The sequence below is a fragment of the Pseudomonas sp. GW823-FHT02E01 genome (assembly GCF_058797535.1).
The window spans coordinates 521,010-546,730 of record NZ_JBXAJS010000004.1; the positions used below are offsets into that span (position 1 = coordinate 521,010).

The following is a 25,721-nucleotide window of genomic DNA, read 5'->3' on the forward strand; positions in this document are numbered from 1 at the left end:
GTCAACGATAACGCGGGAAACCAGATTCCCCGTGGCGCCCTCAGGTTTTTCGCGAGCAAGCTCGCTCCTACATGAGTGGCGATTCTGGCGATATTTCGTACAAAGAAATCAGCGTTTCCGAAGGCCCGTTCCCTTTCCTTTGCAGGAAGTTTCCTAGATCATTTCGCTCGCTTGCGCCTGCCAAATCCGGTGGCTAGTCTCCGTCCGTCACTGCTCATCAGTGATCGGGTTTAGTAGCCCGGAACAATAGGCGCATAGCGATTCCATGCTCATGTCCGGCAAATTTTGCCGCATGCAGAATATGGTGGCTGTGCGTGGGGCATCTTCGGGTGCACCGGTTTTCCTATTGACCGGCCTACTAACCTGCGTACAGCCGCCACCCAATCGTTTAGTAGGCGATAAGTGATGGCTCCCATGCAGCAATAGGAGTGACACTCATGGAAAAATCCGTACCCGATCCACCTCCGGAAACATCCACCGACGAAACCAGGGATCGATCAGCGCTCTACCGTGCGATTGATTTTTACCTGACCGGCGATCAACCCACCCGCCCCGATGAACTGCGCTTCTACAACGTCAGCAAAGACGTGAGCTTCGAAGACACCCAGCTCTATGTTGCCGATCTGCTGCGTTGCGCTTCAGTCACGGCGTATCAGTGTGGCGATCAACTCAAGGGCGCCGACCGTGCGATGGTGTACTCGATCTGGCATTTGCTGGAGATTGCCAAGGCAATGGTTGATCACTCCATTGAATGTTTGGGGATGAAAAAGGGCTGAGCCATCTGTTGTCAGTACCAACGCCATCGCGAGCAAGCTCGCTCCCACAGTTGATCCTCAGTGCAGACCAAATTTATGCACGGCGCGAATCATTGTGGGAGCGAGCTTGCTCGCGATGGGCTGCGAAGCAGCCCCCGGCATGATGGCGTATATTCGACCCATCCCACTTGCCCGCGCAGCCGACCATGAAGCAAACACCCGACGACCTCGAACAGATCACCGCCACCACCCTGGGCCATTACAACGCAGTGGCCGAAGACTTCCGTGAAGGCACCCGCGATCACGACGTCAGCCAGAACATCGATGCCCTGCTGCGGCACATTCAGGGCGAGGCGCCTTTCGACATTCTCGATTTCGGCTGCGGGCCGGGTCGGGATTTGCAAACCTTCACCCGTATGGGCCACAAGGCTGTCGGCCTCGACGGTTCGGAAAAACTCGCGCAGATGGCCCGTGAGGACAGTGGTTGCGAGGTCTGGCAGCAGGACTTTTTGAAGCTTGATCTGCCGGCCGAGCGTTTTGACGGGATCTTTGCCAACGCGGTGCTGTTTCATGTTCCGCGTCAGGAATTACCACGGGTGTTGATGCAGTTGTGGGGAGCGCTGAAACCGGGTGGGGTGTTGTTCAGTTCCAATCCCCGTGGCGAGAATCAGGAAGGCTGGAACGGGCCGCGTTATGGGTCGTATCATGACCTGGCGGCCTGGCAGCATTTGTTGATCGAGGCGGGGTTTGTGGAGCTGGAGCATTACTACCGGCCGACAGGGCTGCCGCGGGAGCAGCAGCCCTGGTTGGCGAGTGTCTGGCGTAAAGCTGTGTAGCCCATTCGGACGCCATCGCGAGCAAGCTCGCTCCCACAGTGGATTGCGGTCAACCTGTGGGAGCGAGCTTGCTCGCGATGAGCGCGAAGCGCTCGCCTTTACTGCACCTCTTTCTTCGGCTCGCGAATCTTGTACCAGGCCACATACAGCGCCGGCAAAAACAGCAGCGTCAGCAAGGTGGCGATGACGATCCCGCCGATCATCGCGTAGGCCATCGGCCCCCAGAACACTTCCCGGGCAATCGGGATCATCCCCATGCTCGCCGCCGCTGCGGTCAGCAGGATCGGCCGGCGCCGATGTTCGGTGGCCTGTACCACTGCATCCCACGGTGCATAACCCTTCAGCTCGTATTCCTCGATCTGGGTCACCAGGATCACCGAGTTGCGAATGATGATACCGATCAGCGCCAGAATCCCGAGGATCGCCACGAAGCCCATGGGCGTGCCTGTCGGCACCAGCGCGATCACCACGCCGATCAGCCCCAGCGGCGCGACGCTGGCCACCAGGAACAGCTTCTGCACGCTGTGCAGCTGGATCATCAGGAAGGTCGCCATCAAGAACAGCATCAGCGGCACAACCTTGGCAATCGGTCCCTGGGCCTTGCCGCTTTCCTCCACCGTACCACCGGTGGCGACCTTGTAGCCGGCCGGCAATTTGGCAGCGAATTCGTCGATGGACGGCTTGAGGATTTTCACCAGGTCCGTCGGCTGGATCTCGTCGCGTATCGCCGCCTTGATGGTGATGGTCGGCAGGCGATCGCGACGCCACACCAGCGGCTGCTCCAGTTCGTAGCGCACCGTGGCGAACGCCAGCAGCGGTATCGACGTGCCGCTTGGCGTGACGATTTGCAGGTTCTGCAGGGTTTCCGGCGTACCGCGTTCGGAATCCACCGCGCGACCGACCACGTTGATCAGGTAAATGTCGTCATCGACCTGAGTCACTGACTGGCCGCTGACGATGCCGTTCATCAGGTTGGCCACATCCTCCGAAGACAACCCCAACTGCCGCGCCTTGTCCTGGGCGATGTCGATCCGCAGCACTTTGCCCGGTTCGTTCCAGTCGTAGATGATCTCGCCAATGTGCGGGTTCTTGTCCAGCTCAGTGGCCAGGTCGATGGCATGTCGGCGCACCTGGTCGACGTCCTTGCCGCTGACCCGGTACTGGATCGGACGCCCTACCGGCGGGCCCATTTCCAGTGCCTGGACATAACTGCCGATGCCGACGAAGTCGTTGCGCAAGCGCTCGCGAAGCTTCTGCATCATGGCTTCACGGGTATGGCCTTTGCTGACGATCACCAACTGCGCGTAGAACGGGTTTTGCAGTTGTTGGTCCAGTGGCAGATAGAAGCGGATGGCACCCTGGCCGACGTAGGTGCTCCAGCGCACGATGTCCGGATCGTCCTTGAGCGTGGCTTCAAGGCGATCGACGGCCCGGCGGGTTTCGTCGATCGAGGCGTTTTGCGGCAGGTTCAGGTCCACCAGGATTTCCGGCCGATCCGAAGACGGGAAGAACTGGTTCTGCACGTAGCGCATGCTGAACACCGCCAGTACAAAGCACAGTACGGTGATGCCAATGGCCCACCAGCGATTGCGCATGCACCACAGCAGCCCGCCGTTGAACGCCTTGCCGATACGCCCGGGTTCGCCTTCATGGGGTTTCACGTTGGTACTGAGAATGTGCACGCCGATCACCGGCGCAAACAATACCGCCACCACCCACGACACCAGCATCGCGCAGGCAATCACCGCAAACAGGGTGTAGGTGTATTCACCGGCCGAGCTGGCGTTCAAGCCGATCGGCACGAAGCCCGCCACCGTCACCAGCGTACCGGTGAGCATCGGGAACGCCGTGGAGGTGTAGGCGAAGGTCGCCGCCTGCTCCTTGGTCTCGCCCAATTCCAGACGCGTGACCATCATTTCCACGGTGATCATCGCATCGTCCACCAACAGGCCGAGGGCGATGATCAGTGCACCGAGGGAAATCCGCTGCATGGTGATGCCGCTGTATTCCATGAACACGAACACCATCGCCAGCACCAACGGGATCGAGCAAGCCACCACCAGCCCGGCACGCACGCCAAGGCTGACGAAGCTGACCAACAGTACGATCACCACGGCCTCGAACAACGCGCTGGTAAAGCCGCCAACGGCCTCCTCCACCACCACGGCCTGGTCGGAGACGTTGTCAATGCCGACACCGACCGGCAGGTCGGCGGTCAACTCGTCGATACGGGTGTGCAGGGCCTTGCCGAACGCCTGGACGTTGCCACCCTTCTGCATGGCAATCGCCAGGCCGATGGCCGGTTTGCCGTTGAAGCGGAATTCCGGCGAGGACGGATCGACGTAGCCGCGGCTGATTTCGGCAATGTCGGCCAGACGATAGAAGCGGTCATTGAGCTTGAGGTTGACCTCGGCCAGGTCTTTCTCCGAAGCGAACTGCCCCGAAGTACGCACCGAAATCCGCTCCGGCCCGGCCTCGATGACACCCGCCGGGGTCACGGAGTTCTGGGTTTGCAGGCTCTGCACCACCTGACGCTGATCGATGCCCAGCGCAGCGAGTTTGCGCGTGGAGAAGTTCAAGTACAGCACTTCGTCCTGCTGGCCGACCATTTCGATCTTGCCCAGCCCCGGCACGCCGCGAATTTCCATGCGGGCCTGTTCCACGTAGTCGCGCAACTGACGCATGGTCAGGCCATCGGCGGTGAAGGCGTAGATCGACCCGAAGACGTCACCGAACTCGTCGTTGAACGACGGCCCCTGTATGCCTTGCGGGAACTGGTATTTGATGTCGTTGATCTTCTTGCGCACCTGGTACCAGATTTCCGGGATGTCCTTGGCACTGGTGGTGTCGCGCAGGTTCACGTACACCGTCGATTCGCCGGGGCGCGTGTAGCTTTTCACATAGTCGAGGGAGTCGAGCTCCTCGAGCTTCTTCTCGATCCGGTCAGTGATCTGTTCGAGGGTTTCCTCCTGGGTCGCCCCCGGCCATTTGCTCTGGATCACCATGGTCTTGATGGTGAACGAAGGGTCTTCTTCGCGCCCCAGGTTGAAATACGAGAACACACCCATCAACAACGCGACGAACATCAGATACCAGATGAACGACTGATGCTTGAGGGCCCATTCCGAGAGGTTGAAAGGCCCTTTCATTGACTGTCCTCGTCGATTTTCACTTGTTGCCCCGGCTTGAGGCTGTTCACACCGGCACTGACCACCCGCTCGCCGTTCTTCACGCCGCCAGCCAGCACCACGGTGCTGTCGGTACGGCTGATCACGGTGATGTCACGGGGGGAGACGGTTTTACTCTGTGCATCAATCACCCAGATGCGTGGCTTGCCATCGACCTCCTGCAGCGCGGTGACAGGCAACTCGATACGCGGCTTGATCGCCGAGCTCAGGGTGACGCTGATGGCTGTGCCGAGGCGAAAGCCATCTGGTGTTTCAGCCAGGCTCAGGCGGGCGCGACGGGTGCGTGTGGCGCTTTGAGCCTGAGGTTCGATTTCACGGATGATGGCGGTGGTGTTGATGCTCGGATCCAGCTGCGCAGCGACCAGAAACACCACATCGCTGGGCAGTTGATCGACCAGGGTATCGGGCAGGTCGATCACCGCTTCCTTGATGTCCGGTTGCGCCAGAGTCACCACTTGCTGACCGGCCGTTACCACTTGCCCGGCCTCGGCGCTCCACTGGGTGACCACGGCTTTATGGTCGGCGCGCAGCTCGGTGTAGCCCAGTTGGTCCTTGCTCTGGTTAACGGCCGCCCGGGCCTGATCGAGGGAGGCCTGGGTGGTTTTGAGGTCCGTGTTGGCCTCGTCGAGTTGCGCTTGCGCGCCGACCCCACGATCAAACAAGGCTTGCTGGCGCAGGGCACTGGCCTTGGCATTGATCAGTTGCGCCTGAATTTTCGACAGGTCGCCCTGGGCCGAACGCAATTGGTTCTGCTGGTCGGAAGGGTCGAGGGTGGCGAGCAGCGTACCCTTCTCCACCTCGGCGCCGACATCGACGTTACGGCTGGCGATTCGCCCGTCCACGCGGAAGCCGGTATTGCTTTCATAGCGCGCCTGGATGCTACCGGCGAAGCGGCCCAGGTCCTCTTCGCTCAAGGTCTGGACCTTGATCGACAACACCGGCCGTACCGGCGCCGGCGGCGGTTCGTTTTTGGAACAGGCGCTCAGCACCAGCCCGATGGACAACGCCCATAAAGGCTTCATGGCTTGGCTCCCCACGTCAGATCCTTGTAAGTGTTTTCGGCAATTTCGACTTCCATGTCCGGGTGCAAGAGTTGTCCGCCGGCGATGATGACTTTGTCCCCGTCCTTCAACCCGCCGCTGATGATGACCTTGCCGGTCAGGTAGCGGCCGACCGTGACTGAATGCAATTGGGCCTTGCCCTTGTCGTCGACAATCCAGACAGCGGGGGCACTGATGTTTTTGGTCAGCGCCGACCACGGCAACTCGATGACCGACTTGCCCGATCCGCTGGCCGTGGCACTCACCACCGAACCCAACTGCATGCCGTCGGGCAGTTTGTCGAGGCCGACCTTGACCTGCACGGTTCCGGATTGCGCCGACACCGCCGGGGTGATTTCGCGTACGGTGCCAGTGGTTTTGATCGCAGGGTTATCGACCAGGCTGAGGACAATGGTGTGATCTCTCGGCTTCTCGGCCAGCAGCGATTCGTAGACGTTGAACACCGCATCCCGGTCGCCGTCACGGGCCAGGCTGAAGATCGGCATCGTCGCCTGCACCACCTGGCCGACTTCCGCCTGGCGCTCGGTAATGATCCCCGGTGCATCGGCGATCAGCGCCGTATAGCTCAATTGATCCTTGGCATTGGCCAACTGCGCCTTGGCAGCGCTCAGGGCGCTCTGGCTGCTGTGCAAAGTTGCCTGGGCCGAGTCGTATTCGCTCTGGCTGGTGTAACCCTTGGGCAGCAATTTTTGCTGACGCACGAACGCCGCCGCACTTTGCGTCACCCGCGCCTGTTCGGCGACGACTTGCGCCTGGGCCGAATCGACATTGGTCTGCAAATCCTTGGGGTCGAGCCGGGCCAGCACTTGCTTGGCGGTCACTCGATCACCGACGTCGACCGAGCGCTGGATGATCTTGCCACCCACGCGGAAAGACAGCTCCGTCTGTACCCGGGCCTGGATATCACCGGTGAGGGTAACCGGGACCGCGTAATCGGCCGGCTTGACGACTTGCACGAACACCCGTGGCAGGTATTCCTGCACGGGTTTTTTCTCGTCGCAAGCCGTCAGCAGGGTGACGACACTCAAGGCCATGACTACTTTAAATCCGGGAACCACCATGCAAACTCCTTGGCCTTTTCCATGTACAACTCGACAGAGAGCTTAGAACAGGATTGGAACCTTGCACGAGCGTCTTATGAAGAAAAAGCTCACACTCTTTCAGCCGTGAAACACTTGCCATAGACGCCTGTGCATGCCTGACAATGAGCCCCGGTCGATCCCCCCTCAGGAACCCAAATGCTCAAGACCCTCGCGGTGGCCAATTACCGCTCGATCAACAAACTGGTGATCCCGCTGGGACGGCTGAATCTGATCACCGGCCCCAACGGCAGCGGCAAGTCCAACCTGTACCGTGCGCTGCGCCTGCTGGCAGAAACCGCCCACGGCGGGGTGGTCAATGCCCTGGCCCGTGAAGGTGGCCTGGATTCGACCTTCTGGGCCGGCCCGGAAACCATCTCCCGACGCATGCGCACTGGCGAAGTCGCCATCGAGCCCACCGTGCGCCAGGGCGTCAAACGCCTGCGCCTGGGGTTTGCGGGAGAGGATTTCGGCTACTCGATCAGCCTCGGTCTGCCCGATTCCAATGGCCATTTCATGCTGCCCGGACGCAGCACGCCGATACCGTCTTATTTCAGCCTCGACCCGCAGATCAAACGCGAATGCCTGTGGGCCGGAGCGTTCTATCGCCCGGCCAGTCTGCTGGTCGATCGTGACGGCCCGATGATCCGTGCCCGCGCCGATCGAAAGTGGGATGTATTGGCGCAGCACACGCCGACTTTCGACAGCCTGTTCGATCAGGTCGGCAGCCTGCGCAGTTCGCCGGAAGTGCTGGAGATGCGCGAGTCCATTCGCCGCTGGCGCTTTTACGATCACTTTCGCAGCGATGCCGACGCCCCGGCGCGACAACCGCAACTGGGCACCCGCACGCCGGTGCTGCACCACGACGGACGCGATCTGGCGGCGGCCTTGCAGACGATCATCGAAATTGGCGACCCCGAGGCTTTGCGGGCGGCGATCAGCGACGCCTTCCCCGGTGCACGACTGAACATCGAACCTCTGCCGGGTGGGCGCTTCGCCATCGAGTTCTTTCAGGAAGGTTTGTTGCGGCCGCTGTCGGCCGCCGAGTTGTCGGACGGAACGTTGCGTTACCTGCTGCTGGTCGCAGCGCTGCTGACGCCACGGCCGCCGACATTGATGGTATTGAACGAACCGGAAACCAGCCTGCACCCGGATCTGCTGCAGGCGCTGGCGCGCTTGATCATCCGCGCTTCAGAGCAGTGCCAGGTATGGGTGGTGTCCCACGCCCGACGTTTGATTTCGGCGTTACAGGAGGACCCGGAGTGCAATTGCATCGTGCTGGAGAAGAATCTCGGACAGACCGGGATTGTCGGGCAGCGGATGCTGGATGAGCCGGCGTGGTATTGGCCGGAGTGAACGGCGCGTAATTTGACGGGAGATGGAAGACGTCTATTTTCCCTTGCGCCGTAGGAAGGATCTTTTTTTCGAAACGCCTCTCCAAGGACGAACCACTTTTGGCCAGAATCCCGGCCAAAATCTCACAAGGACGAGAACATGGCAGACGTACGACCGCCGCAACGGCTGGATCCGCAGGACATTCTGAAACTCTTGATGGCGTTGCGCAGGGCCTTGAAGGCCGGGCCGGCCTGAGCAATTCAGAGTCAACTGGCTCCCCTGTGGCGAGGGGGCTTGCCCCCGTTGGGCTGCGAAGCGGCCCCAAACAGATCTCCCGCGCTTCCCTGGGCGAATGCTGCGCATTCGAACGGGGCGATGCGGCGGCCCGACAAGCCCCCTCGCCACAGTTAAATCGAGCACCCATAAAAAAACGCCGACGCTAAATCAGCCGTCGGCGTTTGAAACCTTGAAGGGGTTTGCTTCGCGAATCAGAACGCAGGCAGTACCGCGCCGCTGTACTTCTTCTCGATGAAGGCTTTCACTTCCGGGCTGGTCAGGGCCTTGGCCAGTTTCTGGATGGCAACGCTGTCCTTGTTGTCCGGACGGGCCACCAGGAAGTTCACATAAGGCGAATCGGCACCTTCGATCACCAGGGCGTCTTTAGCCGGGTTCAGACCCGCTTCCAGCGCGTAGTTGGTGTTGATCATGTCCAGGTCGACCTGATCCAGCACGCGCGGCAACATCGCGGACTCGAGCTCCTTGAACTTGAAGTTGTGCGGGTTCTTGGCGATGTCTTTCGGCGTGGCCAGGGCGTTTTTCGGGTCTTTCAACTCGATCAGGCCAGCCTTCTGCAGCAGGATCAGGGCACGGCCGCTGTTGCTGCCTTCGTTCGGGATGGCGATGGTCGCGCCGTCTTTCAGTTCAGCCAGGGTTTTGACTTTCTTCGAGTAGCCGCCGAAGGGTTCAACGTGAACACCGATCACGGTTTCCAGGTGAGTGCCTTTGCCTTCGTTGAAGCTCTTCAGGTACGGCAGGGTCTGGAAGTAGTTGGCGTCCAGACGCTTCTGATCGACCTGCACGTTCGGCTGAACGTAGTCGGTGAAGACTTTGATTTCCAGGTCCACGCCTTCTTTGGCGAGGGTTGGCTTGATCAGCTCGAGAATCTCGGCGTGTGGAACCGGGGTCGCGGCAACCACCAGTTTCTCGCCAGCCTGGGCCAGGCCCGCGGTCAGGGCAGCCGCCAGTGCGGTGAACAACAGAACCTTTTTCATGCAGTGTCCTTATCGAAAATCACAGTCGCTTGTGGCGACGGCTTGAACATGAGAGTGCCAGTGAAGTGCTATCGCTGGCGTAAAGCGGACAATACCGGGATTTTTTATTCCCGAACAATAACTTTTATTCAAGTTGATATTCCATTTTGAAATAATCTAGATCTCTGCTCATCGTTGTTCAAACACCGCGCAGCTTGATGATCTGCTCGCCAATCTCATGGGTGAATGACTCCAGAGCGTCCAGCGCATCGCTTCGAAATTTCTGGGCACTGAAACCCTCAGTCAGTGATGGCCAGTAGTCTTGAAGCAATGCGTCGGCTTTGGCAGCGTACTTTTCCGAATTCGCGACCACGATTGCTGATTTGGCAGCGATACCCACCCCACTGGTGACCGTTTTTGCCGTCAACACGTTGTTCAGCCGGCTCTGTAATTTGACCGTGTTTCTCAATGCCTCACTTGCCGTAGAAACAGCGCCGTGTAGACGCCGCCCCACCGCCACCCGCGCTGCCCCTCGCTGTGCAGCCACCACGTCTGCCAGGGAGCCGACACTTTTCGTCAACGCAAAGCCAATGCCTTTACTGCCAATTTTTGCAACCGCGGTGGCCCCCAACGACACCACTCCCAGCGCCAGCGACGAGTAGGTCAATATCTGGGCGCCAAGGCTATCCGGGGCCAGTTCATCGACAACCGCGGAGGCAATTGAAACTGTCGCGGAAATGACCTCCAGGGTTAAAAAGGCCAAGGCGTTGGCCGAGATCGGCACGAGTGGTGCGGTTGCGCCCATGGTCACGACGGTGAGGGCAATCGCGGCGGCGGCCAGGGCGGCAGTCACTCCGATTTTCACCCATCCCAGGGTCGGGATATGCCCGGTGGGATCCTTGAGATTGACCGGATCCCCCAGACAATAGGCATAGGCATTGAGGCCGCCACCCTCAAAGGGGCTCCAACTGTCGGGGCTGTGAAATCGCATCAATCGGGGGTTGTAGGCCCGATACCCCCTGCCGAGCAGGTAACACCCGGTTGAAGGGTCCAGTCGCTCACCCTGAAACCCCAGCAGGGCGCCAAGTCCGCTCGATGCGGGGCGATCACCATAAGGAAGGCAGGACAAAACAGATTCGTCTTGAGATCCAAGACGAGCAAGGGCGGTGCCCTGACCATCCGTGACAAACAAGACAACATCGTCACCTTGCTGCTCGGCCAAGTACTTGCCGTCGCCTGACAACAGACTGCGTCGATGGTTACCCGCCACTTCGCTGCACAGCGCATGTTCGCTATGGAAAAGCCTGATCAACTCTGCGGATTCGGCAGCCACCGCATGCAATTGATCTTCGCCGTCGAATTGATAGTGCGTGCGACTGCCAGCGCTGGCGACACTTTCGAGCCGACTCAGCGTGTCATACCTGAACGTGCGCCCCTGGTTATCATTGAGCAGATTACCGTTGGCATCGTATTCGAAGCTCACTTGCCCGGGCTGATAGTGCGCGTGACTGTGAGTCATTGAACTCAACTGGGTTTTGTCAGGACGATCGTAGGAAAACCTGCACAGGTTCTCCTCCCCATCGAACCCCGTACGCACCGTCAACAGGTTGTCGAGGTAGTCGTAGGTGAACGCCTGAAAATCAATGCGTTTTCCCCAGGCATCGATCGGTGCCTGCGTGCCTTCACAGTCATAGCGCGTCAGACGCCCGCGGCTGTCGTAGGCGAAGGTTTCTGTACGTGACTGCGCACCGGACACCAGCGATCGTTGCTGAAGTTTGTCATCGGCCCCAAACGCTTGAATGACCTCCAGGCGAGATCCGTCGCCGAACTGCGAAATACGCTGAATCTCACGACCGAACTCATCGTGAACCAAGGTGGTCGTCAGCGAACGTTTCGAGGCGGTGTCCTCGACACTCAATGTCAGCAACTGGCCCTGGGCACCGTAGGCGTACTTCGCCAGAACCGGTCCCTGCCGTATTTCCACGGGCCGCGCCGCAGCGTCATGGATGTAAGCAGTTTCTACATCGTTGACATCGATAAAGCTGATGGGCAGCCCATTCAATGAACGGGTAGTGGCAGTGCCGAAGCGGCCTTCGCTGGAGATCCACTCCCGGGACTTTTCTTTGCCCGACCTGGAGTACTCAAACCGGCGCTGAATGGCAGGGCTGGAAGTTTCGACGAGTTGCCCGGTCAATGGATCAAATCGATGCCTGGCTGATTCCGCGTGGCCGCCCATCCGCGCGGTCACTGCCCCGTTGAGCATGGGATCAAGGGCGAACCTGAAAACATCGCCCGCCGCCGTCACTTGCTGCAAAGCTTGAGCGCCACCACCTTCATAGGTCCTGGTTTCGGTTCTGCCGCCGACGGTCGTACGAGTGACACGCAACAAACCGTCGTAAGTCCGGGTGCCCAATACGTAGTCATCGGCACTGATTTCGATTGGATGATCACCCGTGCTCAGGGGGTCATACTTTTTTTTTATCGAAGTGCCATCCGGCAGAATCGTCTCGATCAGACGCCCGTAAAGGTCATAACGGAAGCTCGTTTCGAATCCCGCCTCGTTGGTTTGCGTCAGGCAACGCCCAAGTCCGTCGTAGGTAAAAGTCGCGGTGATAGTGACCGCACCTTCGGAGTCGATGCGTTCTTCCCGGTACGGCTTACCGAACACGTTCAATACAGAACGGGTTTTTCCAGCGCCGTCGAGCCAGCAAGTTCGAGTCAATGAAACCGGGTCAAACACATCGTTTACCGGGACACCGTCAGGACCTACCGTTCTGCATACGCGCCCCCAGCCATCGTGGCTGTAGGTCGTGGTTGACTCGGTGGCCTTGCCCTCGGACCAGTCCTGGCTGACTTCGCTCACCAGTCGCCCAAAATTGTCGTAGTGGGCCTCATAGGTCAGACGTAATGGTCTGTCGGCTGAATCGAAATCCTGAACCTTGATCTTGGTCGTGCGCCCGACCCCGTCGAGCCAAATCTTGCTCAGCACTCCCCGTATGTTGGTGATGCCGATGGTTGCGCCGTCCTCTGACTGGCTTTCGCCGTAGAATTCAGTGATGCGTGACGCGATATCCGTTCCATCGAATGCCGCTGTCTCGCGAACGACACGGTTCAGATTGTCGTACTTCTTCAACAACTCATTGCCGCCCCCATCCCGAAGCTTGACTTCCTGTCCGATAAATCGGTCATGCCAGACATTGCGATCATGCCTTTCACTACCCACGAACAATCGTTGAAGGGTTTTTACCCAATCTCCATCAATTGAATATTTGAATTCGAGACGGCGGTGACCGTTGTGCCCGGTTTGCGAGCGACTCTTGAGGCGTCCGTAAAATGCATCGCTGGCATCATCGATGTACTCGAATCGAGTATCCACGCATGGCTTGTTGTTCCCGCCTTCAAACAACCTTTCGCTTTGAGGCAACAAAAACCGATGACCGCCTTCGCGCAAGGAGGGCAAGTCGATGTAGGAAAAACGGACAATGACTGTCGGCGCCGGGGCAAAATCAGGTGAAGGCGTGACCGATCGCTCCTTCAATGCCGTGATGAAGCCCAGTGAATTGGGGGGGCAACCCTCGGCACCTTCGGCCGGATAATAGACGTAGTTCTCCCGGGCTCCGCTCGGATTGATCTGGGTTAGCAAATTGCCGAATTCATCATAGGTCGTATGGGTGGTTTCGGTTCGGCGCGTGGCGCTCGCGGAAATATCGACATAACTGACGACAGCTGTTTTCTGCAGTTGGAAATGGGCGGGCTGACCGGAGAAGTCCAGACCGTCAACATCGTGATAAACAACCGTTTTTTGCTGAACCTTGCCGTTGGAAATGGATTTTTCCGAGATCATCAGGTGAAAGCGGTTGTAGGTTCTTTCGATGCGACTCAGTTCAACCGCATTAACACCCTCCCCCGCAACCAGGCGTTCGGTGCAGGAGTAGGTGTAAGGTCCTTTGTGCACATGCAGATGGTCCCCGTCCTGCACCCAACGAAGTCCCGATTGATAGCCGAGGAAATTTTTGTCGGAGTATTCATAGACACGGGTGATCGTCGGCAACCCTGTACCCGGCACCAGAACACTGCGCCGCACCGCCGGCAAGGCATTGATCGGCGCCCCGAGCGGCAACCGATGCTTCTGAGGAGCGTACTCGATACGCTCGACACTGCCGCCCGGCGCGCGGACGTCCGTCATGACCAGAAAACCATCGAGTAACTGGTAATCGAATGACCATGCAAGGTGCTCGGCAGAACCGTGATCAAGGGTTATCTGCCGAAGCCAACCATCACGAACCCGCAAAACAAAATTCAAGCGTCTTGGCGGATGATCAGGCCATACGGTAATGCTGGCGGGTTGATCTTTCGTTTCATGACTCAGGGCCACGACGCGTTGTTGCTGATCGTGAATTTCGTGCAGGACGCGACGGCCCCGCACCAACATGTATTTCAGATTGATCGAGCGCCCTTCGTTGGAGAAGACATGTTCGGGCAACCATTCATCATAAGTTTCATCCGGCCTGACCAACCTCTCGATCAGACCGTTTTTATGGCTGACAACCAGGTTGTCGCCGTCGAGCGTGACCCGAGTGTCTTGAAGCTTTTTATCCCGGACGATGAGCTGCCCTCTGCTGATGTAGACACGATAAGAAACTCCGCTAGCAAGGGTCAGCTTACGGGTCTTTCGATTGTAGGAGCTCAAGCCCAATGACCAACCGCGTCCCCAACCGAAATCCGTTGTGCGGAAACTATCGAATGAAATACTGAAGGGTATCAGCGGACCGTTGATATTGTTGGCCACCCACCCCGCGAGATTAATGCTGGTACTATAAGAGCCGGTACGGACGTCCACTCCAGACTGTATAAACTCAGAAAAATTGAACGCGCTGGATTCCACTTCTGGCATAGCTGTACTCATCATCATTCCTTGACGCTGCAGATACAGTAAAGTTAAACAACTTCGATCATCGAAGGGCTTTGGGTGTTCATTGCGACGTCGACTTCATGCCCGTTCCCATACATATCCCGAACAAACATCTTCACCGACAATTGATCATATCGAACTGTGGACTCTCCGCCCTTTCTGGCAAAGTGCATCAAAAAAGTTATTTTGCCTTGCTCATCATGGTAGGTCGCAATTTGATCGGCTGTTTCCCACAATGCCTCCGCGCCGTCATTAGACTTGAGCCCATTAAAATAGCCAACGGCGTAGTACCCGAGATAGTCAGGATGTTCACTGCGTGCCCGCAACACGCCGGTAATCGAGCAATCGACGAATTTTATATGCTGCTGGTCCACTAACAGGTCCAGGACATATCGATCAACCTTGGCAACGTTCTCTGTCGGCTTCCAGTTGGCGGACAGGTGTTTGACCCTGAACTGTTCTTTTCGATAGATCGGCGGTGGCACGGTCCTCAGGCTTATTTCACCGAATTCCGAGGTTTCTTCCGAATAGAACACCTCACCGTCCGAACGGGTAATGGCCGCAATCAGCTTGACGGGGTCGGGTGAGTTGCTGCTGACGTAGAACTCCTTGAGAAAGATGCCTTTCCCCCGCACAACCGGGCCATGCAGTTCACCCGTGTGAGGAAACGGCGCGTACGGCAAACTTCGCTCCAGCATGCACTTCCATACTGGTTCCTCACCGTCTCGAATGGTGTCTATCGGCAGGGCTTTTCCGGAATAGGCATCCAGCAATTGAATGCTGTCGAGCTCGCTTTCGGAAATTCCAACTACCTTTTGCCCTTCGTCGACAGCTTGTACAACTACCATCAATCTCAACTGCTGGTATCCGTTGGCGTAAATTATGTTTCCGCCCGAAGTCGAGAAAACCTGAAGTCGTTTGAGGTCTATCCACTCAGGAGAATCAGCCTCTTGAAAAGACTGGGGCGCCATCTCCGGGTCAGCAGGCATATAACCATCGACAAGGAGATTGATATCTTTCAACTCATCGTCGACACCTGGAGCTATCGCAGCATTATTTCCAACAAACTTCACAGAAAAATCCTTTTTCATATGATATTTAACAATGACGGATATCAATGTATCCAGGGAGAAATAAGAAGATATGTCAAAACCTATCAACCCACAAAACAGAAAATTGTTACAGCTACACTGCAAATAGTACAAAATATAACAGCAAGAATCAGCGCCCATAAAAAAACCAGGCAACCATCAATTGCCCGGCTTCGTTATAACGCCAACAAACGTGCTTATATATTGATGCTTGTGAAATATTCTTTCAGCGCCCGGACTTCAGCGACATCTCCTTGTTGAATAAGTTGATCTATCCATCCTCGTACAAGAACCGCAGATGGACGGACAACCGGCAAATTCAAATGCTCCGGCAAGATCTCGTCGCCGGTACTCACCAACAGCGCAAAGTGGATGACGTTTTCCAGTTCCCGGGTATTGCCCGGCCAACTGTGGCGTTCCAGCACAAGCTGCGCCGCTTCGCTGATCAACGGCACTGGCAAGTCGAGACGCTGGCTGTAGATACCGAGGAAGTATTCGGCCAGCGGCAGGATGTCACCTGTGCGTTCGCGCAGTGCCGGCAGTTCGAGTTGGCCTTCGCTGAGGTAGTGATAAAGGCGTTCATGGAATTTTCCGGCGGCAACCGCCTGGGCCAGATCGATGCTGGTGGCCGCCACCAGACGCACATCCACCGGGCTCGGCTGAAGGGCTCCGACGCGGGTGACTTCGTGGTTCTCCAGGGCAGCGAGCAATTTGGTCTGGATCGGCAGCGGCAGGTCGCCGATTTCGTCCAGGTACAGCGTGCCGCCATTGGCCGAACCGAACCACCCGGCGCGGCTGCTCGCCGAGCCGCTGTAGCTGCCCGCCGCATAGCCGAACAATTCGGCGTCGGCGTAGGTCGGGCTGATGGCGCCGCAGTTAACCGACACGAATAACCCGCCGCGATCACTGGCGCGGTGGATATGGCGGGCCAGCAACTCTTTGCCGGTGCCGGTTTCGCCACGGATAAGCACTGACACTGAACGCGTGGCCAGTTGCTCAAGGTCTTCACGTAATTGTCGTGAACGCGGATCGACAAACACCAGCGCCTTGGCGCGGATGCTCAGGGGACTTTTTTCCGCATCGGGAAAGGTCAGCAGCGGCTGGCCGAAGGTTTCAAAGCTCATGGCAGACTCCCGCCCAAAACCGCCGGGAGACGGGGGCGTTAAATAAAGAAAGTGTTCAAGCGCGGCGCAGGGCGTGGTGTTCCATGCGGTTTTGCAGTCGATAGAGGTAGGCAAAACCTTGCTCCCAACGCTGGTGACCGGACTTCACGTTGATGTGCCCTGCCCCCGACAGAATCCCCGCCTCGGCACCCCAGTTACGCGCCAGCTCCAGGGCCCGCGGTGCACTGACGGCGCTGTCGTTGTCGGAGCTGACAACCTGGCTGGGGAACGGCAGCAGATCCGTCGGTATCGGTGCGAAGTTGCGCAACGCCGGCGCGCAAGCCGGGCGTTCGACATCTGCCGGTGCGACGAGCAAGGCGCCGCGCACTTGACGCAAAAACTGCACGGGGGCACTCGCGGCCCAATGGGCGACGGTGATGCAACCCAGGCTGTGGGCAATGAGAATCACCGGCGTGCTGTCGGCGGCAATCGCCTCGGCCAGCGCCGCGACCCAGTCTTCACGGCGCGGCGTCAACCAGTCGGCCTGTTCCACCCGTGCGCTATTCGGCAGGCTGTTCTGCCAGTGGCTTTGCCAATGATCTTCTGGCGATCCTTGCCAGCCCGGCACAATCAGGTAGCGAATTGATTCGTTGCGCATGGGGGAGCTCTCCTGCTGCGTGTCTGTTCCAGGTCGAGTATAGGGAGAGGATTTATATTCGTTAAGGAATAAGAAGCTATTTATTAAGACCTATATCGAATATAAAACACTTAACCTGTGGGAGCGAGCTTGCTCGCGATAGGGTCCGGACATTCAACATCGATGTCGTTTGATCCACCGCCATCGCGAGCAAGCTCGCTCCCACAGGGGTACCGCGGCGTTGCGAAAATCGAGGCATAAAAAAAGGGCCGCACCCTGCCAAGGAGACGGCCCCGGAAAACGAAAATCCGTTAACGCGCAGTAATCACCGACAGCCTGGTAATCCCTGCCCGTTCAATCGACGCCATGGCCCGTGCCACTTCGCCGTAATTCACCCCATCGTCCGCCTGCAACTGCACGCGCACCTCGGGGTCCTTGGCCTTCGCCGACTTGAGGTTGAACTCCAGCAAGTCCGGCTGTATCTCGTCCTTGTTGATAAACAGTTTGCCGGCACCGTCGATGCTCACCACCAACGGGTCTTTCTGCTCCACCGGCGCCACCGCTTCGGTCTTGGGCAGGTTGATCGGAATGGCGTTGGTCAGCAGCGGTGCGGTGACGATGAACACCACCAGCAACACCAGCATCACATCCACCAGCGGCGTCACGTTGATCTCACTGAGCACCTCATCGGTGTCTTGCGTGGAGAAGGCCATATCAGGACGCCTCCTTCACTTTCTGCACGCTGCCCTGGGCCGCCACTTTGTGCGCCGTCGGGTGGATCAGCACACGGAACGAACTCTTCTGCGCCAGGCTGTAGAAGTCGTGGGCGAAGTCATCCAGGTCCGCCGCCGTCAGTTTTAAACGACGCAAAAAATAGTTGTAAACCAGCACCGCCGGCACCGCGACGGCGATCCCTACGCCGGTGGCGACCAGTGCCGCGCCAATCGGCCCGGCGACCGTTTCAAGGCTTGCCGAGCCCGCCGCGCTGATGCCTTTCAACGCTTCCATGATTCCCCACACCGTGCCGAACAAACCAATGAACGGCGAGGTGCTGCCAATGCTCGCGAGTACCGCCAACCCGGTTTCCAGCGACCGGCGCTCGCGCACGATCTGCTGTCGCAAGGCACGCTCCAGACGATCCTGATGATTGATCGCCTGGCTCAAGTCCGCCGCCTGCGGCGCCTCGCCCACCTGGATGGCCGCATAACCGGCCTGTGCAACCCGGGCTGCCGCTCCGGGCCGGGTTTCGCTCAGCTCGGCCGCCGAGTTGAGACTCGAAGCGGCCCAGAACTGTTGATGAAACTTTCGATCCTGTGCCTTGAGGCGACCGAACTGCACGCCCTTGAGCAATGCCAGACCCCAGGTCGCGACGGAAAAAACCACCAGCAGCCAGATCACCGCGCTTTCGATGGATTCAAGTGGAGATGCCAGTAACGTCATGATGTATTCCTCGTGTAAACGTTTCGCGCGAATTTGGTTTCGGTTTAATGAATCTTGAAATCGATGGGCACGCTGACCCAACCGTCCTGGGCGACATCACCCTGCTTGGCCGGCACGAAACTCCAGCGCTTCACCGCGTTCAGCGCTGCTTCGTCCAACGCATCGCGGCCGCTGCTTTTCTGGATCTGGACCTCGCCGGGCTTGCCGCTGGCCAGCACATGCACGCGCAACAGTACCGTGCCTTCCCAGCCACGACGCTGGGCCAGCGAGGGGTATTCCGGTGCCGGGTTTTTCAAGTAGCCCGCGTTCGCTGAAGCAGGTGTCACGGGAGCTGGGGCCGGGGGAGCAGGTGGCGCAGGAGCCGCTACGGGCGCTGCCGGTTTCGGCGGCGCGGGTGGTTGCTCAACGGCCTTGGGCGCCGGTTTCGGTATCGGCTTGGCAACCGGTTTGGGCTTGGGAACCGGCTTCGGTGGCGGCGGCTTCACAGCCAGTTCGTCTTCCACGGGCGCAGGCGGCTCAACCACTGGCTGGACAGGTTGCGGTGGCAGCGGCTCGACCACCGGTGGCGCCGGACGCGAGAACTCGATGGTCATCGGCGGAATCTGCGGTGGCACGATGGGCAGCACGGTGGTCGGTTGCTGATTAACCCAATAGATCACCGCGCCATGCACCAGCAACGCCAGCAAGCCCAGCACGATCGTTTCCCGTCGGCGAAGGACGCCTTGTGGCGCGCGCTGCAAACGCAACTGGCCCAAGGGCACCCGGTGCGGTCGGCCGAGGTCAACCAGCTCACCACCGGGTGCCTGGCGCCACAGCACTTCATGTGCACCGGCGGCGGTCTGGACATTGCCCATTGTTTAACTCCCTGCGGTCTCTTTGCGGATTACCGGAACGTCGTGCTGAACATCCCCCCGACGACGTCCTGGTAGAGCAATCATTGGCTTGAACGCTTAGCTCTGAAAGTAATGTTTAAACTTATGTTTAGACCTTTAGTGAATATATAAAACCATCACCCACCGCCAGAGCCCGCCGTTCAAGGGCTCCGGCGTAGTGGAAAAAAACCGATGCCTTGCCCGCATTGAAAGTATTCATCCAAGGCATGGTTTTTCGCCGTCAGAAGTCATATCGACCGGTCACGCCCAGCGTCCGCGGTGTGCCGAGCAGGCCTTCATAACCGCCATTGGCGGCCGTCCACAGCGTCGTGTAGTAGGTTTTGTCGAAGGCGTTTTTCAGCCACAGCGAAACGTCCCACTGCCCCTGGTTGAAGTCGCCGCGAAGGCCGGTGGACAGGTTGACCACCGCATAACTCGGAATCTGCCCGAAGTCGGAATCTTCCACCGTGCCCACCGCTTTGGAGCGGAACGCATAGCTGGCGGTGACGTACTCTTCGAAGCCGTTGCTCAGGTTCCATTTGTATTCGCCATTGGCGTTGCCGATCCATTTCGAAGCACCGACCACTTGATGGCCGCTGAGGTCGCAGGACGCTGGAGCGCCCGGCGCCAGGCTGACTTCCGGCGGGCACGGCGCGTCCTTGTAGGAGAGGTAGCTGACGTCGTTGTACGAGCCGTTGATGTTCAGCGTCAGGCCACGCAGCGGGATCAGGGTGCTTTCGAACTCCACGCCACGGGAGCGCACGGAGCCGGCGTTCGTCAGGTATTGCACGCGATTGATGGCGTCGTAGGCGTTGGTCTGATAGCCGTTGACCTGGGTCCAGAACAGGTTGGCATTGAGTTGCAGGCGACGGTCCCACAGGGTGCTCTTGAAACCGAGCTCGGCGTTATTGGCGCGCTCGGTGCCGATCAGCAGCGAGTCGGCGCCGGCAACCGCTGCCGTGCCTACCGCCAGATTGACCCCGCCGGATTTTTCGCCATGGGACAAGGTGGCGTATGTGAGCAGGTCGTCGGTGATGCGGTAGCTGAGGTTCAACAGACCCGAAGGGCTGGAGCTGTACTGATTCAGATCGCCGGAATCGAAAGCCCCGGCACGACCGCGCCGTGCTGCGGCGGCCGCACCGGTTACCGCAACGCCACCGACCGGTGCCTCGCGCGTGACATTGGCGTTTTTCTCTTCATAGGTGCCACGTAGCCCGGCGGTGAAATCCAGGCGTTCGGTCAAGTGCCAGGTGCCTTGGGCGAACAGCGCAAAGCTGTTGGTTTCGATATGACCGTTGCCGACGCTGTCGACGTTGTTCAGTGCACCGTTGGGGGTGCCGCTCCAGATGTCCGCTTGCGGTCCGTAGAAGGTGAAGGATTTGTTGTCCAGGTCGGAACCGAAGTAGTAGGCGCCGAGCACGTAATCGAAGAATCCACCGGTAGGCGACGCCAGGCGAAACTCCTGAGAGTACTGCTTATCCTCCACCGAAACGCCAGCGTTGTGGAAGGCGGATACGTTCAGACCATCATCGTTGCGCGGGGTGAAATTCCACCAGCGATAGGAGCTGATAGAGGTCAGGGTGAAGTCGCTTGGCAGCGTCCAGTTGGCCTCGACCGAAGTACCGCCCTGATGCACGGTGACGTGCTGTTCGTTGTTCAGGTTGACCTTGCGGTGCGTGCCGTCGACCAGTGTCGCGCCCGCCGCGTTGGCCCGGGTCTGATACAGGTTGGTGCCATTGATGGTTGGGCCGGTGTTGTACAACACACGTGTGCCGGCGCTGGAATCTTCCTCGTTGTAGTCGCCGATCCAGCGCAAGTTGAACGACTCGTTAGGCTTGAACAGCAACTGCCCACGGAAGCCTTCGCGGGAGCCACCGTTCAAATCGTGGCCGTCGAATTCATTCTTGATGTCACCGTCGCTGCGGGTGCGATACGCGGAAAAACGTCCCGCCAGTTCGTCATTCAGCGGGCCGGAAATCGTGCCCTTGGTCTGGAAGTAGCCGTCCTCGCCCACCGAAGATTCGATGCTGCGTTCAGGGGTAAAGGTCGGCGCGCGGGTGCTGATGTTGATCACGCCGGCGGTGGTGTTCTTGCCGAACAAGGTGCCTTGCGGACCACGCAGCACTTCGAGCTGCTCGATGTCCATCAGGTCGAATACGGCCATGCCGGGGCGGCCGAGGTAAACGTTGTCGATGTACAGGCCGACACTGCCTTCCAGGCCATCGCTGGCCGGGTTGTTGCCCAGGCCACGGATCGACACGCTGGATTGGCGCGCATGCATGTAGGCGACGTTGACGCTCGGCACCAGTTGCTGCAGATCCTGGATGCGATAGACCCGCTGGGTTTCCAGAGTCTGGCCGCTGACCACGCTCATCGGCGTCGGCACATCCTGAGAACTTTCTTCGCGGCGGCGAGTGGTGACCGTCACGGTTTCCAATTGCGCGCTGTCGGCCGTGGCGGCCTTGGCCGGAATGGATTCCGGGGTGGCGCTGTCGGCTGCATAGCCTTGGGTCCAACCGGCGCTGCCTGCCAGCAACAAGGCCAGTGGCAGGCGTTTGAGCCGTTGGGGTGAAGAGGTTGAAGCGAGGTGCAACGGACTCATAAGGCGGGGTTCCCGATCAAAGTAAATGCTGTGTTGCTTGCCAGGCCGCCATCGCGAGCAAGCTCGCTCCCACACTGATCCTGTGAACTCCGAAGATCCCCTGTGGGAGCGAGCTTGCTCGCGATAGCGTCAGTTCAGACGCCGTCGATATCCGGCCCTTTCACGGTCTGGCTGACCTGCCCGTTCACCCCCACCGGCACTTCCCCCTTGAGCGTCACCCGGCGCACGATGCGATCCTGGGTCCCGTAGTCATCCACTGCGTAATGCTGGGTGGAGCGGTTGTCCCAGATCGCCACATCACCGGCCTTCCAGCGCCAGCGCACGATGTTTTCCTGGCGGCTCACATGGCTCTGCAACAGACCGAACAGGTGCGCCGAATCGGCCTGGGAATAACCCTTGATGCGTTTGACGAAATGCCCCAGCAACAGGCTCTTCTCACCGCTGACCGGGTGCACGCGGACCACCGGGTGCTCGGTCTCGTACACGGTCGAGGTGAAGATCTTGCGATAGCGCTCCAGCTTCTCGGCCGAAACATCAGGCCTGGTGCCGGCGTAGTCGTATTCGTTGCTGTGCACGGCGACCAGCTTGTCGGCCAGCTCACGCAGCTCCACCGACAACCCGTCATAGGCAGTGGCGGTGTTGGCCCACAGGGTGTCGCCGCCGAAAGCCGGGGCCACCACCGAGCGCAGGATCGAGGCTTTTGGGTAGGCTTCGACGAAGGTCACATCGGTGTGCCAAGAGCTGGCTCGCTGGCCTTCGGCACCGTCCAGTTCCAGAAGAAAACGCGTGCCTTCGCGCACTGGTACGGTCGGGTGTGCCACCGGTTCGCCGAGCAGGTGGGCGAACGCCTCCTGGCGTTGGTCGTCGAGCTGGGTCTGCTCGCGAAAGAAGATCACTTTGTATTGCAGCAGTGCCTGTTGAATGGCTTCAACAGTGGCGGCATCCAGCTCGCCCGAAAGCTGTACGCCACGGATTTCGGCACCGATGCGGCCGGCCACCGGATGGATTTCAAGCGCGTGAACAGCGGGTTGTACTGCGAAAGCGGCATTGCTCATGGGTAGACCCTCATCAGACTGCTTGCGGTTGAACCGGCCGCGAAACACTGCTCTATCTATATTCTATTTAGATCTAATAGATATCTACATGCTTCGTTGACGGAATAAGAGGTTGCATTTAAAACCTCAGTCAACCCTCGTCGCAAATGCCTTCGAGCTATTTTTAGGATGCCGGAAAAGCATATGGATCTTCGCCAGTTGCGTTACTTCATCGCCCTCGACGAACACCGCAGTTTCGTGCGCGCGGCCGAGGCCATGGGCATTACCCAGCCGGCCTTCAGCCGCAGCATTCAGGGGCTCGAACACGAGTTCGGCTGCGTCCTGGTGGACCGTGGCAACAAGGATTTGCGCCCCACCCCTGAAGGCCTGGTGGTGCTGCAACATGCCCGCAGCCTGGTGCAGGGTGCTGCGCTGCTCAGCTGCGAAGTGACGCAGATGACCAAGCTCGATGCCGGTGAACTGCGCTTCGGTTGCGGCCCGGCACCGGCGGTGAAACTGGTACCGGATGCGGTGGCGCAGTTCATCAACGCGCACCCGAAAGTGCGCACCTGTTTCGAGGTGGATAACTGGGAGAAACTCAGCCGCGCCCTGAGCCGTGAAGAGATCGAATTTTTCATCGCCGACATCCGCCATTTCGAGTCCGATCCGAACTTCCAGACCCAGGCTCTGACGCCCAAGCGCGGCGTGTTTTTCTGCCGGCCAGGGCATCCACTGCTGGCCAAGGAGAGCCTGTCGACCAACGACATGTTCGATTACCCGCTGGCGACTACGAAGATCCCGCCGGGCATTCGCAAACTGCTGGCGAACCTCAGTGGCCGGGTGGATTTTTCACCGACCATCGAGACCGAACATTTTCCGGCGCTGGTGAAAGTGGTGCTGCAATCCAACGCCATCGGCGTGGGGACTGAAGAAGCGTTTGTTGAAGACATTGCCCAGGGCTCGCTGGTGCTGCTGCACTGGCGCAACCTGCCGCAGAACATAGAGAGCATGAACGCACGGTGCGGGATCGTCAGCCGCACCGGGTTCCGGTTGTCACCGGCGGCGCGGGCGATGATCGAAACGTTGGTGGCGGTGGACAGGCAGCAGATGCCCGTTGCGGTTTAGGGCCTCATCGCGAGCAAGCTCGCTCCCACAGGGGATCTCCAGTGTTCACACGGTCAGTGTGGGAGCGAGCTTGCTCGCGATGAGGCCAATGAATTCACTAAAGATTCAGAGCTTCGCAGCAGCCAACTCCGGCGCCACCCAATCACTGACCTTGAACGACTTGCGAATCAGCTTCTGCTGCGAAGCCAGGTCCACGGCATCCTGCAATTTGCCGAGGAACACCGGGTCAAGCGTCGAGGGGAACACCTCGCTCAGTTTCTGATCCTTCAGGTCCTGTGTGAGGATCACCGCCGGATAACTCGCCAGCCCCGACACCAACTGAATGTAGGCGTCCTTGTTGCTGTCCTGGGTCAGCCACTCCACGGCCTGCTGTTGGGCCTTGAGCAATTTCGCCACCGCCTCCGGATGCGCATCGACAAACTTTCCAGTCCCTATCAGCACCGCCTGCACGCTGCCCGCACCGCCCAGGTCCTTGGTATTTAGCGGTAACTCGGCCAGCCCCTTGGCTTGCAACGCCGTCAGCCCGGAACCGCCCCACGAGGCATCGATCTGCTTCGCCGCCAGCGCCGCGACCGCCGCGTTGAAGTCGAGGTTGATGACTTTCACATCCTTCTCGCTCAACCCCTGGCTAGCCAGCGCCGCGTCAAAGGACAGCTGGCTGGCGGTGCCACGGAAGATGGCCACGCGTTTGCCCTTGAGGTCCTGCAGGGTCTTGATCCCTGAACCCGGCACCACGCCGAGGTAATGCTTCACCCCGCGCGCCGAGGCGCTGAGCAGTCGCGTATCCAGACCATTGGACTTGCCGATGATGGCCGCCAGATCGCCGAGGTAGGCCAGGTCCACTTGACCGTTGGCGAACGCCTCGTTGATCACCGGGCCTGCGCCCTTGAAGAAGCTCCACTGAATCTTGATGCCTTGATCGGCGAAAGCCTTTTCGAAGATCTGTTGATCACGCAGCACATCCACGACACCGCCACCACTGTGCTGGGTACCGGCACTCAGGTCCGGCACGGCGATGCGGATTTCCTTGAGTTCACCAGCGTTGGCCGTGAAAGCCAGCAGACCCGCCAGGGCCGGTGCGGCGAACAGACTGATGACACGTTTGAAGGGAAGGTTCATGGGTGCGGCTCCTTGAGGCAACGGGCGTTGAGGAGCCGAAAGTAGGCCCAAGTAGAACCAACACTTAAATACTATAAATTCACATTTTTAGACTATTTGGATCTATATCAAGGCCTGCGGACCTCTCCGTGGCGTATGCCTTGGCAGCATCAAAAATATTCTTCGAATGCATTGGATGCAGTGGCTTATGGAGGCCTTAAATGGTTTCGCTTATCTCTCAATAGCATTGATTTTAATTTTTATAGATCAATTTTGCATACGCCTTGGACCCTGTGGGAGCGG

General features: G+C 58.9%; 18 protein-coding genes. 4 read left to right on the top strand and 14 right to left on the bottom strand.

Going from position 1 to position 25,721, the window contains the following annotated elements; all coding sequences use genetic code 11:
- Window positions 1–437 precede the first annotated feature (437 nt).
- Entirely contained in the window at window positions 438–776 is a 339-nt protein-coding gene (locus AC1RDQ_RS12580) for a DUF6124 family protein (protein ID WP_090452477.1), read from the top strand.
- Window positions 777–961: 185 nt separating this feature from the next.
- The gene (locus tag AC1RDQ_RS12585; protein ID WP_492587442.1) at window positions 962–1,591 is read left to right on the top strand and encodes a class I SAM-dependent methyltransferase; all 630 of its coding nucleotides are present in this window, start codon (window positions 962–964) and stop codon (window positions 1,589–1,591) included.
- Between the two features lie 98 nt (window positions 1,592–1,689).
- Here the strand turns inward: AC1RDQ_RS12585 and AC1RDQ_RS12590 are convergent, their stop codons facing one another.
- Genes AC1RDQ_RS12590 through AC1RDQ_RS12600 form a run of 3 tightly spaced genes read right to left on the bottom strand, consistent with a single transcriptional unit; the run spans window position 1,690 to window position 6,901 of the window.
- Window positions 1,690–4,740, bottom strand: a complete 3,051-nt coding sequence (locus tag AC1RDQ_RS12590; RefSeq protein ID WP_492587444.1) for an efflux RND transporter permease subunit — start codon at window positions 4,738–4,740, stop codon at window positions 1,690–1,692.
- Window positions 4,737–5,801, bottom strand: coding sequence for an efflux RND transporter periplasmic adaptor subunit (locus tag AC1RDQ_RS12595; protein ID WP_057712491.1), 1,065 nt, complete (start codon window positions 5,799–5,801; stop codon window positions 4,737–4,739). Before AC1RDQ_RS12595 ends, AC1RDQ_RS12590 begins: the two co-directional genes overlap by 4 nt.
- Entirely contained in the window at window positions 5,798–6,901 is a 1,104-nt protein-coding gene (locus tag AC1RDQ_RS12600; protein WP_057712492.1) for an efflux RND transporter periplasmic adaptor subunit, read from the bottom strand. The genes AC1RDQ_RS12595 and AC1RDQ_RS12600 overlap by 4 nt, the downstream gene beginning before the upstream one ends.
- A 177-nt stretch (window positions 6,902–7,078) precedes the next feature.
- On the opposite strand from AC1RDQ_RS12600, the gene AC1RDQ_RS12605 reads away from it, so the two are divergent.
- A complete protein-coding gene (locus AC1RDQ_RS12605) occupies window positions 7,079–8,275 on the top strand; it encodes an AAA family ATPase (RefSeq protein ID WP_492587446.1) in 1,197 nt (398 codons plus the stop codon).
- 467 nt (window positions 8,276–8,742) lie between these two features.
- Here the strand turns inward: AC1RDQ_RS12605 and AC1RDQ_RS12610 are convergent, their stop codons facing one another.
- The 10 genes from AC1RDQ_RS12610 to AC1RDQ_RS12655 form a co-directional block, all read right to left on the bottom strand.
- A complete protein-coding gene (locus tag AC1RDQ_RS12610; protein ID WP_007972924.1) occupies window positions 8,743–9,525 on the bottom strand; it encodes a MetQ/NlpA family ABC transporter substrate-binding protein in 783 nt (260 codons plus the stop codon).
- 178 nt (window positions 9,526–9,703) lie between these two features.
- Window positions 9,704–14,398, bottom strand: coding sequence for an RHS repeat domain-containing protein (locus AC1RDQ_RS12615; protein ID WP_492587448.1), 4,695 nt, complete (start codon window positions 14,396–14,398; stop codon window positions 9,704–9,706).
- Window positions 14,399–14,442: 44 nt separating this feature from the next.
- On the bottom strand, window positions 14,443–15,507 hold the full coding sequence (locus AC1RDQ_RS12620) for a hypothetical protein (RefSeq protein ID WP_492587450.1): 1,065 nt from the start codon (window positions 15,505–15,507) through the stop codon (window positions 14,443–14,445).
- Window positions 15,508–15,704: 197 nt separating this feature from the next.
- Window positions 15,705–16,631, bottom strand: a complete 927-nt coding sequence (locus tag AC1RDQ_RS12625; protein ID WP_057712498.1) for a sigma 54-interacting transcriptional regulator — start codon at window positions 16,629–16,631, stop codon at window positions 15,705–15,707.
- A 55-nt stretch (window positions 16,632–16,686) separates the two neighbouring features.
- Window positions 16,687–17,268, bottom strand: coding sequence for an alpha/beta hydrolase (locus AC1RDQ_RS12630; protein ID WP_090452457.1), 582 nt, complete (start codon window positions 17,266–17,268; stop codon window positions 16,687–16,689).
- 290 nt (window positions 17,269–17,558) lie between these two features.
- Window positions 17,559–17,960, bottom strand: coding sequence for an ExbD/TolR family protein (locus tag AC1RDQ_RS12635; protein ID WP_008045412.1), 402 nt, complete (start codon window positions 17,958–17,960; stop codon window positions 17,559–17,561).
- Between the two features lies 1 nt (window position 17,961).
- Window positions 17,962–18,687, bottom strand: a complete 726-nt coding sequence (locus tag AC1RDQ_RS12640; protein ID WP_492587452.1) for a MotA/TolQ/ExbB proton channel family protein — start codon at window positions 18,685–18,687, stop codon at window positions 17,962–17,964.
- Window positions 18,688–18,731: 44 nt separating this feature from the next.
- Window positions 18,732–19,541 carry an energy transducer TonB gene (locus AC1RDQ_RS12645; protein WP_492587454.1) on the bottom strand — a complete coding sequence of 270 codons (810 nt, stop codon included), beginning with the start codon at window positions 19,539–19,541 and terminating at the stop codon, window positions 18,732–18,734.
- 259 nt (window positions 19,542–19,800) lie between these two features.
- Window positions 19,801–22,161, bottom strand: a complete 2,361-nt coding sequence (locus tag AC1RDQ_RS12650; RefSeq protein ID WP_492587456.1) for a TonB-dependent receptor — start codon at window positions 22,159–22,161, stop codon at window positions 19,801–19,803.
- A 134-nt stretch (window positions 22,162–22,295) separates the two neighbouring features.
- Window positions 22,296–23,216 carry a TauD/TfdA dioxygenase family protein gene (locus AC1RDQ_RS12655; protein ID WP_492587458.1) on the bottom strand — a complete coding sequence of 307 codons (921 nt, stop codon included), beginning with the start codon at window positions 23,214–23,216 and terminating at the stop codon, window positions 22,296–22,298.
- 183 nt (window positions 23,217–23,399) lie between these two features.
- Between AC1RDQ_RS12655 and AC1RDQ_RS12660 the strand changes: the two genes are divergently transcribed.
- Window positions 23,400–24,320 carry a LysR family transcriptional regulator gene (locus AC1RDQ_RS12660; RefSeq protein ID WP_090452450.1) on the top strand — a complete coding sequence of 307 codons (921 nt, stop codon included), beginning with the start codon at window positions 23,400–23,402 and terminating at the stop codon, window positions 24,318–24,320.
- 105 nt (window positions 24,321–24,425) lie between these two features.
- Here AC1RDQ_RS12660 and AC1RDQ_RS12665 read toward each other — a convergent pair whose 3' ends face one another.
- Complete coding sequence (locus tag AC1RDQ_RS12665) at window positions 24,426–25,439, bottom strand: ABC transporter substrate-binding protein (RefSeq protein WP_154861275.1); 1,014 nt, start codon at window positions 25,437–25,439, stop codon at window positions 24,426–24,428.
- Between the last annotated feature and the right edge of the window lie 282 nt (window positions 25,440–25,721).

Bases quoted from the DNA above. Each gene is read 5' to 3' on its own strand.
- AC1RDQ_RS12580 (WP_090452477.1), top strand. From the start codon at position 438: ATGGAAAAATCCGTACCCGATCCACCTCCGGAAACATCCACCGACGAA.
- AC1RDQ_RS12585 (WP_492587442.1), top strand. From the start codon at position 962: ATGAAGCAAACACCCGACGACCTCGAACAGATCACCGCCACCACCCTG.
- AC1RDQ_RS12590 (WP_492587444.1), bottom strand. From the start codon at position 4,740: ATGAAAGGGCCTTTCAACCTCTCGGAATGGGCCCTCAAGCATCAGTCG.
- AC1RDQ_RS12595 (WP_057712491.1), bottom strand. From the start codon at position 5,801: ATGAAGCCTTTATGGGCGTTGTCCATCGGGCTGGTGCTGAGCGCCTGT.
- AC1RDQ_RS12600 (WP_057712492.1), bottom strand. From the start codon at position 6,901: ATGGTGGTTCCCGGATTTAAAGTAGTCATGGCCTTGAGTGTCGTCACC.
- AC1RDQ_RS12605 (WP_492587446.1), top strand. From the start codon at position 7,079: ATGCTCAAGACCCTCGCGGTGGCCAATTACCGCTCGATCAACAAACTG.
- AC1RDQ_RS12610 (WP_007972924.1), bottom strand. From the start codon at position 9,525: ATGAAAAAGGTTCTGTTGTTCACCGCACTGGCGGCTGCCCTGACCGCG.
- AC1RDQ_RS12615 (WP_492587448.1), bottom strand. From the start codon at position 14,398: ATGCCAGAAGTGGAATCCAGCGCGTTCAATTTTTCTGAGTTTATACAG.
- AC1RDQ_RS12620 (WP_492587450.1), bottom strand. From the start codon at position 15,507: ATGAAAAAGGATTTTTCTGTGAAGTTTGTTGGAAATAATGCTGCGATA.
- AC1RDQ_RS12625 (WP_057712498.1), bottom strand. From the start codon at position 16,631: ATGAGCTTTGAAACCTTCGGCCAGCCGCTGCTGACCTTTCCCGATGCG.
- AC1RDQ_RS12630 (WP_090452457.1), bottom strand. From the start codon at position 17,268: ATGCGCAACGAATCAATTCGCTACCTGATTGTGCCGGGCTGGCAAGGA.
- AC1RDQ_RS12635 (WP_008045412.1), bottom strand. From the start codon at position 17,960: ATGGCCTTCTCCACGCAAGACACCGATGAGGTGCTCAGTGAGATCAAC.
- AC1RDQ_RS12640 (WP_492587452.1), bottom strand. From the start codon at position 18,687: ATGACGTTACTGGCATCTCCACTTGAATCCATCGAAAGCGCGGTGATC.
- AC1RDQ_RS12645 (WP_492587454.1), bottom strand. From the start codon at position 19,541: ATGGGCAATGTCCAGACCGCCGCCGGTGCACATGAAGTGCTGTGGCGC.
- AC1RDQ_RS12650 (WP_492587456.1), bottom strand. From the start codon at position 22,161: ATGAGTCCGTTGCACCTCGCTTCAACCTCTTCACCCCAACGGCTCAAA.
- AC1RDQ_RS12655 (WP_492587458.1), bottom strand. From the start codon at position 23,216: ATGAGCAATGCCGCTTTCGCAGTACAACCCGCTGTTCACGCGCTTGAA.
- AC1RDQ_RS12660 (WP_090452450.1), top strand. From the start codon at position 23,400: ATGGATCTTCGCCAGTTGCGTTACTTCATCGCCCTCGACGAACACCGC.
- AC1RDQ_RS12665 (WP_154861275.1), bottom strand. From the start codon at position 25,439: ATGAACCTTCCCTTCAAACGTGTCATCAGTCTGTTCGCCGCACCGGCC.